Source organism: Miniphocaeibacter massiliensis (assembly GCF_900232905.1).
Lineage (GTDB): Bacteria > Bacillota > Clostridia > Tissierellales > Peptoniphilaceae > Miniphocaeibacter > Miniphocaeibacter massiliensis.
Genome location: NZ_OCTQ01000003.1, coordinates 13745 through 28724, shown reverse-complemented (window position 1 = coordinate 28724; position 14980 = coordinate 13745). Strand labels below are relative to the sequence as shown.

General features: G+C 30.2%; 12 protein-coding genes. 11 read left to right on the top strand and 1 reads right to left on the bottom strand.

Annotation, left to right across the window (positions count from 1 at the left end):
- Window positions 1–52: 52 nt before the first annotated feature.
- The 10 genes from CS899_RS06345 to CS899_RS06300 all read left to right on the top strand — a co-directional run bounded on the left by CS899_RS06345 (window position 53) and on the right by CS899_RS06300 (window position 11280).
- Window positions 53–1594 (top strand): ABC transporter substrate-binding protein, encoded by a 1542-nt coding sequence (locus CS899_RS06345; RefSeq protein WP_100065343.1) that lies wholly within the window; start codon window positions 53–55, stop codon window positions 1592–1594.
- A gap of 54 nt (window positions 1595–1648) precedes the next feature.
- A complete protein-coding gene (locus CS899_RS06340; protein ID WP_100065342.1) occupies window positions 1649–2626 on the top strand; it encodes an ABC transporter permease in 978 nt (325 codons plus the stop codon).
- On the top strand, window positions 2589–3461 hold the full coding sequence (locus tag CS899_RS06335) for an ABC transporter permease (protein ID WP_242491885.1): 873 nt from the start codon (window positions 2589–2591) through the stop codon (window positions 3459–3461). Before CS899_RS06340 ends, CS899_RS06335 begins: the two co-directional genes overlap by 38 nt.
- 5 nt (window positions 3462–3466) lie before the next feature.
- Entirely contained in the window at window positions 3467–4501 is a 1035-nt protein-coding gene (locus CS899_RS06330; RefSeq protein WP_100065340.1) for an ABC transporter ATP-binding protein, read from the top strand.
- A gap of 1 nt (window position 4502) precedes the next feature.
- Window positions 4503–5462 carry an ABC transporter ATP-binding protein gene (locus CS899_RS06325; RefSeq protein ID WP_100065339.1) on the top strand — a complete coding sequence of 320 codons (960 nt, stop codon included), beginning with the start codon at window positions 4503–4505 and terminating at the stop codon, window positions 5460–5462.
- A 185-nt stretch (window positions 5463–5647) separates the two neighbouring features.
- On the top strand, window positions 5648–7291 hold the full coding sequence (locus CS899_RS06320; protein ID WP_100065338.1) for a peptide ABC transporter substrate-binding protein: 1644 nt from the start codon (window positions 5648–5650) through the stop codon (window positions 7289–7291).
- A gap of 124 nt (window positions 7292–7415) precedes the next feature.
- On the top strand, window positions 7416–8354 hold the full coding sequence (locus tag CS899_RS06315; RefSeq protein WP_100065337.1) for an ABC transporter permease: 939 nt from the start codon (window positions 7416–7418) through the stop codon (window positions 8352–8354).
- A gap of 1 nt (window position 8355) precedes the next feature.
- Entirely contained in the window at window positions 8356–9276 is a 921-nt protein-coding gene (locus CS899_RS06310; protein WP_100065336.1) for an ABC transporter permease, read from the top strand.
- A gap of 11 nt (window positions 9277–9287) precedes the next feature.
- Window positions 9288–10319 (top strand): ABC transporter ATP-binding protein, encoded by a 1032-nt coding sequence (locus CS899_RS06305; protein ID WP_100065335.1) that lies wholly within the window; start codon window positions 9288–9290, stop codon window positions 10317–10319.
- Between the two features lies 1 nt (window position 10320).
- Complete coding sequence (locus CS899_RS06300) at window positions 10321–11280, top strand: ABC transporter ATP-binding protein (RefSeq protein ID WP_100065334.1); 960 nt, start codon at window positions 10321–10323, stop codon at window positions 11278–11280.
- A 31-nt stretch (window positions 11281–11311) separates the two neighbouring features.
- On the opposite strand, the gene CS899_RS06295 is transcribed toward CS899_RS06300, so the two are convergent.
- Window positions 11312–12967: a MutS-related protein gene (locus tag CS899_RS06295; protein ID WP_100065333.1), complete on the bottom strand. Its 1656-nt coding sequence runs from the start codon at window positions 12965–12967 to the stop codon at window positions 11312–11314.
- 147 nt (window positions 12968–13114) lie between these two features.
- Here CS899_RS06295 and CS899_RS06290 point away from each other — a divergent pair, with 147 nt between their 5' ends.
- Window positions 13115–14929: a KAP family P-loop NTPase fold protein gene (locus CS899_RS06290; RefSeq protein WP_164995873.1), complete on the top strand. Its 1815-nt coding sequence runs from the start codon at window positions 13115–13117 to the stop codon at window positions 14927–14929.
- The last annotated feature ends 51 nt before the right edge of the window (window positions 14930–14980 follow it).

Sequence of the window (14980 nt, the reverse complement as noted above, 5' to 3'; positions counted from 1 at the left end):
AAACGTTATGATGATTAATTCATAAAATAAATATAACGAGGAGGAATGTTTTATGCGAAAACGAAATTTATTAGTAGCAATGTTATTGTTAGTATCTATATCACTAACAGCTTGTGGAGGCGGAGGAGGAGACTCAGCTGAAAAATCAGAAACTCTTACTGTAGCACTTAGTGGAGATGCAATTAGTTTGGATCCAGTTGCTTCAAATGATAACCAATCTAGTAATGCAATGAAGCAAATGTATGAAGGCTTAGTAGAGATGGATGAAGAAAAAGATGAAATAGTTCCAGCTCTTGCAGAAGATTGGGAACACCCAGATGATTTAACATATATTTTTAAACTTAAAAAAGGTGTTAAATTCCACAACGGCGAAGAATTAAAAGCAAGTGATGTTGTATTTTCATTAAAAAGAGCGATAGAAGCTCCAAATGTTAAGCATTTATACGACATGATAGACATAAACAGTGTTAAAGCTAACGATGATAGTACAGTTGAATTTAAATTAAAAGCACCTTATGCAGCGATTTTAGCAAATCTTTGTCATCCAGGAGCATTTATATGTAATGAAAAAGCAGTAAATGAAGCTGGAGATAGCTATCAACAAAATCCAGTAGGTACTGGTCCACTTAAATTTGTTTCTTGGCAAAAAGCTAATAGTATGGAAATGGAAAGATTTGAAGATTATCATGGCGATAAAGTTCAATACAAAAAATTATTATTTAGAATAATTCCAGAAGCAACTAATAGAACTATAGAATTAGAATCAGGTGGAGTTGACATAGCTATGGATATCACACCTAATGATGTTTCTAAAGTTGAAGGTAATGAAAAATTAGCATTACACAGATCTTTAGACTATGGTACAACTTATTTAGGATTTAATACTAAAAAAGCACCATTAGACAATCCTAAAGTAAGAGAAGCTATATCATATGCAATAGATATAGATGAAATAGTTAATGCAGTATTTTTAGGAATTGGTGAAACAGCTACAGGACCAATGCCTCCAACTTTAAAATTCTCTATAGCTGATAGTATGAAACCTAAGAAAAGAGATGTAGAAAAAGCTAAAGCTTTATTGAAAGAATCAGGAGTTGAACTTCCAATAAAAACATCAATATCTACAAATGATAACAAAGATAGAGTTGATATGGCTACAGCTATGAAACAACAATTATCTGAAGTTGGTATAGAAGTAAGTATAAACGTTCTTGAATGGTCAGCATTTAATGATTTAATTAAAAATGGACAACAAGATATGTTTGAAATAGCATGGACAGCAGATTCACCAGACCCTGATACATTTATGTTCCCTTGTTTACATTCATCATCTCAAGGTGAAGGTGGTAACTATGCATATTTAGAAGATGCAAAGATGGACGAACTTTTAGAAAAAGCTAGAGCAGCTCAAACAGATGAAGAAAGAGCAGATTATTACAAACAAGCTCAAGAAAGAGTTATTGAATTAACTGTATGGGTTCCAGAACATTTCAAAGAAATACTAATAGGATCTAATAAAGATGTTAAAAATGTTCAAGTAAGTAAATTTGGTTCACATAAGTTAACTAGAGTTACTAAAGGAGAACAAAAATAATATTAAACAGGGAGAAATTTTCTCCCTGTTAATATTTCACTGGAAGGTGGGTTTATGAGTAAATATATATTTAAGAGAATTTTATTTCTAATTCCAATAATGCTAGGAGTAAGCTTTATAGTTTTTGGACTATTGTACATAACTCCTGGAGACCCAGCTAGAAATATTTTAGGTCCAGCAGCATCAGAAGAAGCTGTAAAAGATCTAAGGAAAGAAATGGGATTAGACGATGCTTTCTTAGTACAATATGGAAGGTATGTAAAAGACATAGTTACTAAAGGAGATCTTGGAGATTCTTATATTTCTAAGGCACCAGTAGTTAAAGAAATTTTTAGTAGGGCGGGAGCAACTTTAAAATTAGCAGTTTTAGCAATATCATTTGCTATTTTACTAGGAATACCAATAGGAATTATTTCTGCAGTCAAGCAGTATTCGATTTTTGACAACATTACTATGCTATTTGCATTAATAGGAATTTCCATGCCAGTATTTTGGCTGGGATTGCTTTTGATAATGCTATTCTCAGTAAACTTGGGTTGGCTTCCATCTTCAGGGTTTGATACACCTGCACAAATGATTTTACCAGCAGTAGCATTAGGTTCACAGTCAGTGTCAGTTATTACTAGAATGACAAGGTCATCTATGCTTGAAGTAATAAGAAAAGATTACATAAAAACAGCAAGAGCAAAAGGACAAAAAGAAGGAGTTGTAATTTGGAAACACGCTTTAGGAAATGCACTAATTCCAATTATTACAATTATAGGTATACAATTTGGTCAACTTATGGGTGGAGCGCTAATGACAGAAGTTATTTTCTCTATACCTGGGATAGGAAGACTTATGGTAGATTCAATTAAAATGAGAGACACCCCAATGGTATTGGGTTGTGTATTATTCGTAGCAATAGCATTTAGTATTGTTAATTTAATTGTAGATTTACTTTATACATTCGTTGATCCACGAATCAAAACTAAATATGTGTTGGAGGCATCTAATGGAAAATTCAAAAATAGAAAAAAGAGGACGATTTAGAAATCTCAAAGATATGTGGATAAGAATGAGAAGAAATAAACTAGCTATGGTTGGTTTAATAATTCTTGTTTCACTAATTTTAGTAGCAATTTTTGCAGATTTTATAGCGCCTTATGGATTTGCCGAACAAGATTTATCCAATCAGTTTGCTAAGCCAAGTGGGAAACACTTTTTTGGAACAGATGATTTAGGAAGAGATATATTCAGTAGAGTAGTGTATGGATCAAGAATATCTCTTAAAGTAGGTTTCATTTCAGTAGGTATTGCACTTGTAGTAGGAACTGCAATAGGTGCTGTAACAGGTTACTACGGTGGAAAATTAGATAATGCACTTATGCGTTTTATAGATATATTACAGTCAATACCAGACACGTTATTAGCAATAGCTATATTGGCGGCTTTAGGTGCAGGACTTTCTAACTTAATGATTGCAGTAGGGATAGCTTCAATACCAGGTTATGCTAGAATAGTTAGATCTTCGGTGTTGTCAATAAGAGATATGGAATTTATAGAAGCTGCAAAAGCTAATGGGTCTTCAAACTTTAGAATTATAATGAAACATGTAATTCCTAACTGCATGGCTCCATTAATAGTACAAGCTACACTTGGAGTAGCATATGCAATAATAAATGCAGCTGGTCTTAGCTTCATAGGTTTAGGTCTTGAGCCACCTACACCAGAATGGGGAGCTATGCTATCAGGAGGAAGAACTTTTATTAGAGATTATCCTCATATGACAATATTCCCAGGGATTGCAATTGTAACGACAATTTTTGCATTAAATGTACTAGGTGATGGTTTAAGAGATGCACTTGATCCTAAACTTAAGAGGTAGATAATATGAAAGAGATTATAGAAGAAATAGACATAGTAGTAGAAGAAGAGAAAGATTCAAATGAATTATTAGAGATAAAAAACTTAAGTGTACAATTTGATACTGACTCAGGAGTTGTATCAGCTGTTAATAACTTGAGTTTGAAAATAGGAAAAGGAGAAACTCTTGGATTTGTTGGCGAAACAGGTGCAGGAAAAACTACAACAGCTCTTTCAATTATGAAGTTAATAGAATCACCTCCAGGAAAGTTAGTGTCAGGAGAAATATTCTTAGATGGAGAAAATTTATTTAAAATCAAAGAAAAAGACATGTTCAACATAAGAGGGAATAAAGTTTCAATGATATTCCAAGATCCTATGACTTCGCTTAATCCGCTAATGACAGTAGGAGATCAAATAAAAGAAGCGATAGAAATACATCAAAAACTCTCTAGAGAAGAGATTGAGGAAAAAACAGAAGAAATGCTTAATCTTGTAGGTATTAGAAAAGAGAGAGTTAATGATTATCCTCACCAATTTAGTGGAGGTATGAAACAAAGAGTTGTAATAGCAATGGCTTTAGCATGTAACCCTGAACTAATAATTGCAGATGAACCAACAACAGCCCTTGATGTAACAATACAAGCACAAGTATTAGAGCTTATGAAAGAATTAAAAGACAAGTATAATACTTCAATGATATTAATAACACATGACTTAGGGGTAGTAGCAGAAACTTGCGATAAAGTAGCGGTTATATATGCAGGCACAATTATAGAAAATGCAAATGTAAAAGATTTGTACACTAAGCCATTACACCCTTATACATTAGGATTATTTAACTCAATTCCAAGTTTAGATGAAGATGTAAGTAGACTTATGGTTATACCTGGAAATCCACCAGATCCATCTAACTTGCCAAAGGGATGTAAATTCCATCCAAGATGTACTAAAAAACTTAAAATATGTGAAACAGAGTTTCCTAAAAATGTAGAAGTTAGTCCAGGACATTTTGTATGTTGCCATTTATTTGATGAAGAAGTACAAGAGGAGGACAAATAGTATGGAAACTAAAAACACATTATTATCAGTAGAAAATTTAAAAAAGTATTTTTATACTGGTAAAGGAGTTCTACATGCTGTAGATGATGTAAGTTTTGACATTAATAAAGGTGAAACACTAGGTTTGGTAGGAGAATCTGGCTGTGGGAAGTCAACAGTAGGACGTGCCTTAATAAGATTACATGAACCAACAAGTGGAAATGTTACATTGGAAGGACAAAATATTCTAGATTATAAAACAAAAACAGATATGAGAAAAATGAGACAAGAAATGCAAATAGTATTTCAAGATCCTTATTCATCACTAAATTCTAGAATGAACACTTTCGACTTAATAGCAGATCCTTTAGTAGTAAATAAACTTGCTAAAACAAACAAAGAAAAAGAAGAAAAAGTTTATAGAATGATGGAAACAGTAGGGTTAGAATCTAGACTTGCAGGTTCATTTCCTCACGAATTAGACGGAGGAAGAAGACAAAGGATTGGTATAGCTAGAGCCTTAATACTAGAACCGAAGTTTATAGTAATGGACGAACCAGTATCTGCACTAGATGTTAGTATTCAAGCACAAATACTAAACTTAATGGATGACCTACAAAAAGAATTTTCATTAACATATTTATTTATATCACATGATTTAAGTGTAGTAAGGCATATATCAGATAGAATTGCAGTAATGTATTTAGGAAAAATAGTTGAAATAGCAGACTACATAGATATATTTGAAAAGCCTAAACATCCATATACAAAAGCACTATTATCTGCGATACCTATACCTAAGTATGGACTAGAAAGAAAGAGAATATTCCTTGAAGGAGATGTTCCAAGTCCTATAGATCCAAAACCTGGATGTAGATTTGCAGGAAGGTGTTCAGAATGTATGGATATTTGTAAAACAGAAACTCCAGAATTGAAAGATGAAGGAAAAGGACATCAAGTAGCTTGTCACTTATATAAATAATAAACATAGATAAATTTAGTATCAATTTTATGTAAGAAAATAAGACGTGTTTTTATTAATCTATAAAAAATATCTAAAATAATATTAAAACTTTTAATTTAATATTATTTTAGATATTTTAAATTAAAAGTAAAATATAAATTTTCTTATGTAAAATTCATATAAAAATATTAAGGAGGTATTTTTTGAAAAAGTTTAGAATTGGAGCGTTGTTGCTCACGATAATTATGTGTTTGGCAGCTTGTGGTGGAGGAGATAAAAAAGCTGGGAAGTCTGGTGATGGAAATTCATTTACTACTTATATAGTTTCAGAGCCAAGTACTTTAGATGCACAAAAAGGATCTGACATTTACAGTTGGGCTGTATTAAAAAGCACAATGGAGCCACTAGTAAGATTAGTTGAAAACTCAGAAGGTGGTTTAGAGATTGAAAATGCTGGTGCTGAATCTTATGAGGTTAGTGAGGACAAAAAAGTTTATACTTTTAAAATAAGGGACAATAAATGGACAGATGGTGAAAAAGTAACAGCGGAAGATTACGCCTATGGTATTAAAAGAAGTGTAGACCCTTCAACAGGTGCTGAAATGGGATTTTTATTAACTAATATTAAAAATGCCCAAGCAGTAATATCTAAAGAAAAACCTGTCGAAGAATTAGGAGTTAAAGCAATAGACGAAAAAACTTTGGAAATTACATTAGAAGAACCAGCAGAATACTTTATAAAAATAGCAACACAAAGAATAATGTTCCCTCAAAGAAAAGATATTATAGAAAAATATGGAGATCAGTTTGGTTCTGATAAAGATAAATTCATTGGAAATGGACCTTTTGTACTATCAGAGTGGGTACACAACAGTGAAGTAAAATTAACTAAAAGTGACAATTACTGGGATAAAGACAAAGTGAAACTCGACAGCGTAAATATAAAAATATTATCAGATGAGAATACATATAGCAATTCATTTGATACTGGAGAAATTGAAACTGTAATGGCTAATAAAGCTCAGTGGAGAGACAAGTTTATGGACAAAGAAGGAGTAAAAAATAAAACTTTGGAACGTCCAATTGCTGATTATATAGCTTTTAATACAAAGGATAAATATTTTTCAAATGCAAAAATCAGAAGAGCTTTTCAACTAGGTATAGATAGAGATAAGTTCAGTGAAGCTGTAACTGATGGAATAGCTAAGCCAGCTTATGGTTGGGTTCCTCCAACAATTAATGCTGGAGAAATAGAATACAGGTCTAAAGTTGAAGAACCTCTAGTTTCAATTTCAAAAGAATCTGACCCTAGAAAACTTTTAGAAGAAGGATTAAAAGAACTAGGAATCACTGAAGCTCCAGAGAATATAGAATTTACTATCTCTTTTGGAGATACTAGTCAAAAAATACGTACTTATGCTGAATTTATGCAATCATCATATAAAGATAATCTAGGAGTAAATGTTAAATTAGACTTTAATGAATGGCCAATTTACTTTTCAAAGATGAATAAAGGTGATTATCAATTTGGGTATCTTGCTTGGACTGCTGATTTCGACGATCCATATGCAATGTTAAGTGTATTTCTTAGCAATGCAGGAAATGTAAATACCGGATGGGTAAATGAAGAGTACGATAATTTAGTTATTCAAGGTGGAAAAGAAAATGATACAGAAAAAGCAATAGAATTGTACAAGAAAGCAGAAAACATATTATTGGAAGAAGCTTCTATTTCTCCACTATTGTATGGTGTATCAGAAAATTTCCAATATGAGTATGTTAAAAACTTTTCAGTAAATGACCTTTCAACACAAGGATTTAAGTATGTTGATACAAGTGATAAATAATATATAAATTGAAAATAATGAGTTATAGGCTATTTCAAAATGATTTATTTCATAAGAATAAGCCTTAGCTCTTTTTTTCGGCTATCTTTACAAATATTATTAAAATAAGAAAGAGAGATAAGTAATGTTTAAATATATTTTAAAGCGTATTGGGTACATGGTGATAACTATGTTTGTTATTGCAACTATTACTTTCTTTTTAATGCACAATATTCAAGGAAGTCCAATAGAAGCTATGGGGCGTAATTTACCTAAACAGACTATTGAAAATTACCGAGAAAAATATGGATTAGATAAACCTGTTACAGAACAATACACAATATTCTTGAAAAATGCTATAACTAAAGGAGATTTAGGTGCATCATATAAATATCCAGGCAGAGAGGTTAGTTCGATAATTAAAGAAACTTCTCCAATTTCTGGAAGAGTAGGAGCACAAGCACTAATCTTAGGTATAGTTATTGGAACTACATTTGGTATTATAGCAGCATTAAAAAGAGATACTTGGCCAGACTATGTTGTTAGCATAATAGCAGTACTAGGAGTAACCGTTCCCATGTTCATAATTGCGGCTATATTGCAGTATTTCCTAAGTGTAAAAGCAGGAATTTTACCAACGTCTGGTTGGGGTTCTTTCAAGTACACAGTAATACCTACTATAGCTATGAGTTTTGCAACAATTGCTACATATGCTAGGTATATAAGAAGTAATATGCTAGAAGAAATGGGAAAAGATTATGTATTAACAGCAGAGGCTAAGGGTGTTAGCAATTTTAACATAATAAGAAAGCATGTACTTAGAAATGCTATATTACCAGTAATTACTCTTTTAGGTTCACAAATCGCAGGAGTGTTTACAGGTTCATTTATTATAGAAAAAATATTTGGAATACCTGGTCTAGGGTTTTATTACGTTTCTGCCATTACAGACAGAGATTATCCTATGATTATTGGAACGACAATTTTTTATGCAGCTATTTTTTTAGTTTCTCAATTATTAGTTGATATACTTTATGGAGTGGTAGATCCACGGATTCGAGTAGCGAATACGGAGGGAAGATAATATGACAAATATTAGTCCAGATAAATTTAGAAGAGTAGATAAAGAAAACGAAATGAGTGAATTTATTGCTAGGCCTAAGATAACTTATTGGTCAGACTCATGGAGGCGTTTTAAAAAGAAGAAAACTGCATTAGCTGCATTAGTAGTTTTGAGTTTATTAATTTTGTTAGTAATATTTGGACCAATGCTATCAAAGTATTCTTTTGAGCAGGTTGATTCAGTTGCAAAGAATCAAGGTCCAAGTGCAGCGCATTGGTTTGGAACCGATGAATTAGGAAGAGATATATTCACAAGGATATGGGTTGGTGGAAGAGTTTCAATTATTATAGGACTTGCTGGAGCATTTATTTGTGCTATCATAGGCTGTATTTATGGAGCAGTAGCTGCATATGTTGGTGGAAGAGTAGATACAATAATGATGAGAATAATTGAAACTTTAATATCGTTACCTTATTTACTAGTAGTTATAATAATATCACTAGCACTTGACTCAAAGAGCTTGGGTACTATGATTTTAGCTATGACTATAACGGGCTGGTGTGAGTTAGCAAGATTAGTTAGAGGACAACTATTATCTTTGAAAAACCAAGAGTTTGTAATTGCTGCAGAAACATTAGGTGTAAGTACAAAAAATATTATATTAAGACATCTACTACCTAATACGATGAATGTAATTATAGTTTCAATATCATTTAGCATTCCTTCATTTATATTTTCAGAAGCATTTTTATCTTATTTAGGTATAGGAATACAAGCTCCAATGACTTCATGGGGTGCAATGGCATCAGCAGCTCAACAACAGTTTATTTTTTATCCTTATCAAATGGTGTTCCCCGCACTACTAATAGCTTTGACTATGTTGTCGTTTACACTTATTGGTGATGGTCTTAGGGATGCCTTAGATCCACAACTAAGAGATTAGAGGGAGAAAATATGAAAAGTGAAAATACAAATAAAGAAAATATTTTAACTGTAGAGAATCTTACGGTTTCTTTCCACACATATGCAGGAGAAGTTAAAGCTGTAAGGGATATTTCTTTTTATTTAAAACCAAAAGAAACTTTGGCTTTAGTAGGAGAATCAGGTTGTGGTAAAACCGTTACATCTAAAGCAATTTTGAGATTATTAAAAGTTCCTCCAACAGAGATAAAAGACTGTTCAAAAATTCTTTTTGAAGATGAAGAAGTTTTAAAAATGAGTAAAAAACGTCTGTTTGATTATAGGGGAAAAGAAGTAAGTATGATATTTCAAGACCCTATGACTTCTCTTAATCCAACTATGACAATAGGGAATCAAATCATGGAAGGTATTTTAATCCATACTAAAGCAACAAAAAAAGAAGCTGAAAAAAAGGCAATTGAATTATTAAAAAAAGTTAATATACCAAATCCAGAAGAAAGAATGAAACAGTATCCACATGAATTATCTGGAGGTATGCGTCAACGTGTTATGATAGCAATATCTTTAGCGTGTGAACCTAAAATTTTAATAGCAGATGAACCAACAACAGCGTTAGATGTAACAATACAAGCACAAATTTTAGATTTATTGCAGGAATTAAAGGAAGAATTTAATACAGCAATTATATTGGTTACTCATGATTTGGGAGTAGTGGCTAATGTTGCAGATAGAATTCAAGTAATGTATGCAGGAAAAGTCGTTGAAACAGGCAAAACAAAAGATATATTTTCAGAACCTAAACATCCATATACTTTTGCACTGTTAAAATCTGTTCCTCGTTTAGATACAGATTCTGATACTGAATTGTATTCATTAGGTGGAACTCCACCAGACTTGATTCGTGAACTTAAGGGGTGTATCTTTGCAGAACGTTGTCCATATACAATGGAAATATGTAAAGAGCAAGAACCAGAATTGACTCAAATATCACCTGAACATACAGCATCTTGCTGGTTGTTGCACAAAGATGCTCCAAAGCTAGATGAATGGGAAAGGAATGCATAATATGAGCCAGAAAGTATTAATAGAAATAAAAAATTTAAAGAAATATTTTAATATTAAAAAAGGGGTAGTATTAAAAGCCGTAGATAATGTTAGCTTTAATATTCATAAAGGTGAAACTTTTGGACTTGTTGGAGAGTCGGGCTGTGGTAAGACAACTTGCGGAAGGGTACTCACTAATATTTATTCAAAGACAGAAGGTTCTGTAAAGTATGATGGAAAAGAAATTGGAACCATGCAAAAAGTTGATAAGAGAAAATTCAAGAAAAAAGCACAAATGATTTTCCAAGACCCTTATGCTTCTTTAGACCCTAGAATGACTATTGGAGATATTATTGGTGAGGGAATAGAAGTTCATTTTCCAGAACTTTCTAGCAAAGAACGAGAAGATAAAATAACAGATTTATTAAAAGTTATTGGACTTAACAGTGAACACAGTGCTCGTTTCCCACATGAGTTATCTGGAGGACAACGTCAACGTGTTGGAATAGCTCGTGCATTAGCAGTTAATCCAGAATTTATAGTATGTGATGAACCAATTTCTGCATTAGACGTTTCTATACAAGCTCAAATTGTAAATTTATTAAAAAAGTTACAAAAAACTTTGGGACTAACATATTTGTTTATTTCACATGACTTGTCTATGGTAAAACACATATCAGACCGTATAGGAGTAATGTACCTAGGCAGTATAGTAGAATTGACAACTAATGAATCGTTGTATAGTAATGCACTACATCCTTATACTAAAGCGTTGATATCTTCCATACCAATTCCAGATCCTACAATGGAAAAGGGAGGACGTATTAAATTGGAAGGCGAAGTTCCTTCACCAATTAACCCTCCTAAAGGTTGTAAATTTGCAGGAAGATGTTCAGAATGTATGGATATATGTAAAACAGAAGCACCAGAATTAAAAGAAATAGAAGTAGGACATCAAGTAGCATGTCATTTATATAACTAAATGAAAAAGACCATTTTATAATGGTCTTTTTTTATATCCATTTTCTATTTTTGAGGTATTTGCTAACTTTTTCTTTAGAACTTTCAATTATATCTTTTTCAAAACCTACTTGTTGAAGTAAACTAATGGCATTTGTTGTAGCAACTGACCCTTTTTTTATTTTATAGTCAAATTCCAATTTGCCATCTATTTCACTTTCAGAAAAGTAGAAATTTGAGTAATTTTTAGATAGGAGTTCAGAAAGTTCAATGTCGTGTGTAGCAATTAATTTAAAGGAATTATTATTTGATATTTTTTCGAGAATAGTTGAAGATGCAGCAATTCTCTCAATAGTATTAGTACCTCTTAAAATTTCGTCTATTAAACAAATACTGTAAGTATTTTCAATCCTATTTAAAATTCTCTTGAGAGATAAAATCTCTTTCATAAAGTAACTATTGCCTTCTAAGACATCGTCCCTAATAGCCATAGAAGATATTATGTATATTGGTTTATAGGAAAATGAATTGGCACATGCAGTACCTGTATTTTGAGCAAACAGTAAATTTATGCCAATTGCTTTAATAAAAGTAGATTTACCGGATGCATTAGATCCTGTTATAATTATGTTTTTGTCTAAATTTAAAGAGTTAGGTATAGCATTTTTAACTAGAGGATGGTAAATATCTTTAAATTCTATTTTTTCTTCATTTAAAACTTTAGGTTTACAAATATAAGGTAAAGTAAGTTCATAATTTGCAATAGACAAAGAAAGTTCTACTTCTCCAATGCACTCTACGATTTTCCTAAAAGCTTCTTGATGATTTTTTATTTTAATTAAAAGAGATTTTATAGTCAATATACCTGTTAAAAATACCATATTAAAAATTTTTGCAAGAGATTCTTCAAGAGTCATATATTTTGATTCCAAAGCTCCAGATAAATACTTGAATTTTTGAAATTTACTAAAATTTTCAGAAAACTCATCAAGATAGTTATTCAAAACAGGATTGTTTAATTTTTTTAAGTTGCTATATGTAACAATTATTTTTATAAAGTATCTGCAGTATTCTGACAACCCTTCTATATTATTTAAATTTAATAAATATATTGATACGTTAATTAAAACATTTATTAAAAATAGGATTAAAAATAATTTATTTATTAAAATAGATAATATTAGTAAAAACAAAGGTGATACAGCTAAAATATTATAATATTTTTTTACTGCAAAATTATCATTAATTTCACCATAGTAAAAATCAGCAAAAGAAGTGTACCAAATTTTTCCCAAGTTGCTAAAAGAGTATAGTACTTTTGCAGAAAGTGATTTTTCATTTTTAAAAAGATTTTTTAAAGTTTGTCTATTATTAAAAACATTAGAATCTGGCTTTGTATTATGTAGTTCTTTGTAAAGATATTCTCCGCCAATAGAAGACTTGCAAATATTTACTTCTTTATACAAATCGTCTAAATCTAAGTCGTTCCAAGTAATATCGTCAATATAATTATTGTTATATTCATATTCGTTATACAATTTTAAAAAATTAGAAACATCTTTAATAGGATATTCTTTTTTAATAGGAGAGTTTCCAAATTCATTAAAGAATAAATTAATTAATCTCTTTTTGTTTATTAGATTTTTAATAAAAAGAGCTATAGAAAACCCTGCGATTATTAAAATTACTAAAAATAATGATTTATACATAGAACCTCCTTGGAATATAATTTATAAATAGTATATCACAGCAAACTGACATAGTATATTAATATAGTAGTGATATTTAAATAAAATTAATATGATATATAATAGTAGGTAATTAGAAATAATATTATAAATTATATGAGGTGTAATATGGTTGAAAAAGTTGGGATAGTAGATGTACCTATTGGTGAAAGAGTAGATAAAAATATAAAAATAGAGGATATGTTAGGTATTGGTAATTATGTAGAAAGCTTAACAAAATTTATAAAAAACTGTTATACTCCAATGTCTTTAGCTATACAGGGAGATTGGGGTTCTGGAAAAACATCTATAATGAATTTAATAAAAAATGAACTAGGTGATAAATACATTAAGGTTGATTTCAATACTTGGCAGTACTCGCAATTTGATGGTGAAAAAGATTTGGTGTATACATTTATGAACAATTTAATATATAAATTATCAGAAACTACAAATGATAAAGAAAAGGTAAGGGAGCTTACAAAAACTTTACTAAAACTTTCAAAAAACTATATTGAAAGTAAAATTAATATTGACGTAGATGAAATATTAAGCGAAGAAAATAGTTTTTTAAAAATGGAAAAATTAAAAGAAAACTTTTCAGATTTAATACAAAGCGTCTTAAAAAAGAATAATAGTGATAGAGTTGTTTTTTTCATAGATGATTTAGATAGGCTTAATCCTGGAAAAGCAATAGAATTATTGGAAGTAATAAAATTATTTTTGGATGTTGAAGGTTGTATATTTGTTTTAGCGATAGACTATGAAATAGTTTCTAAAGGTGTAGCAATTAAATATGGAGAAGATATTGGGGAAAGTAAATCAAAAGATTATTTTGATAAAATAATTCAAGTGCCTTTCAAAATGCCTATAGAATTATATAAGATTACAGAATTTATAAAAAGTGAAAACTTATTTAATATAAAGGACGAAAAGATAGTAAAAATAGTTGAAAAAATTTTTGTTACCAGTATAGGAAATAATCCTAGAACTATAAAAAGAATGGGAAATTCCTTTCAATTATTAAAATATATAAGCAACATAGATAACTCAACTGAGAAAGAATATGAGAGAGCTTTATTGATGGCAGTTTTATGTTTACAAAATGAATATCCTGATTTGTATACATATATGTTAAATGAAGATAATATATATTATTATATAGAAACTGATGAAGAGGAAAATGAAAGTACTGATAATGAATTTGCTTTTTGGAAAATAGATGAGGATTATACATCAAAATTAGCAGAAAAAATGGAAATAGATATAAAAGGTAATGAAAATAAAACAAATAGATATAAAAGTTATGTTCAAATGTTACTTAATTTATTAAGCGTAAATGGAGAGGATAAAATAAAAAGCAATTTAGAAAAATTAAATGAAATTTTATCATATTCTTCAATAGTGGGAGTAAATATGGAAAAACAAAAATTTGAAGGTTATATTTCATTGTATGCAAAAGAGAAAATAAAAGGATACAAAGTTTTAGGCATTGAATATAAGAATGAGAACAGTATCGACAAAGAAGATAAAAATAATTTCACAAGTGGTGTGATATGGTTTTTGAAAGAGATAGGGAAAATAGAAGAAATAAAGAAAGCAATTTTGAAATATTTTTCACAAGATGCTCTGAGGAAAGAAGCAGAAAAAAACAAAGATTTTATAAATAAAGACAAGATATACAATAATATACCTGCAAGATACTTTGTGGAGAATTTTGATTTAGAAAAATACTCTGAAGAAGAAAAACTCAGAAGAAAAGCTTGGAAGCAGTATTCTAAATTTGAAGTTAAATTTAACGAAAATGAAAAAATTATGCTAAGTAAAAATTTAAATAGTAATAGTATGAAAGATATGGTTATTAGAATTCTTGACAAAATATCAGAAGATACAAATATTGAAGAAAAAATAGACAAAAATGATATTAAACTAATAGTTGAATAAACATAATTAAATACTGTTAAAACCTCCAACTCTATGATAGAATTTCATAGG

Bases quoted from the DNA above. Each gene is read 5' to 3' on its own strand.
- CS899_RS06345 (WP_100065343.1), top strand. From the start codon at position 53: ATGCGAAAACGAAATTTATTAGTAGCAATGTTATTGTTAGTATCTATA.
- CS899_RS06340 (WP_100065342.1), top strand. From the start codon at position 1,649: ATGAGTAAATATATATTTAAGAGAATTTTATTTCTAATTCCAATAATG.
- CS899_RS06335 (WP_242491885.1), top strand. From the start codon at position 2,589: ATGGAAAATTCAAAAATAGAAAAAAGAGGACGATTTAGAAATCTCAAA.
- CS899_RS06330 (WP_100065340.1), top strand. From the start codon at position 3,467: ATGAAAGAGATTATAGAAGAAATAGACATAGTAGTAGAAGAAGAGAAA.
- CS899_RS06325 (WP_100065339.1), top strand. From the start codon at position 4,503: ATGGAAACTAAAAACACATTATTATCAGTAGAAAATTTAAAAAAGTAT.
- CS899_RS06315 (WP_100065337.1), top strand. From the start codon at position 7,416: ATGTTTAAATATATTTTAAAGCGTATTGGGTACATGGTGATAACTATG.
- CS899_RS06310 (WP_100065336.1), top strand. From the start codon at position 8,356: ATGACAAATATTAGTCCAGATAAATTTAGAAGAGTAGATAAAGAAAAC.
- CS899_RS06305 (WP_100065335.1), top strand. From the start codon at position 9,288: ATGAAAAGTGAAAATACAAATAAAGAAAATATTTTAACTGTAGAGAAT.
- CS899_RS06300 (WP_100065334.1), top strand. From the start codon at position 10,321: ATGAGCCAGAAAGTATTAATAGAAATAAAAAATTTAAAGAAATATTTT.
- CS899_RS06295 (WP_100065333.1), bottom strand. From the start codon at position 12,967: ATGTATAAATCATTATTTTTAGTAATTTTAATAATCGCAGGGTTTTCT.
- CS899_RS06290 (WP_164995873.1), top strand. From the start codon at position 13,115: ATGGTTGAAAAAGTTGGGATAGTAGATGTACCTATTGGTGAAAGAGTA.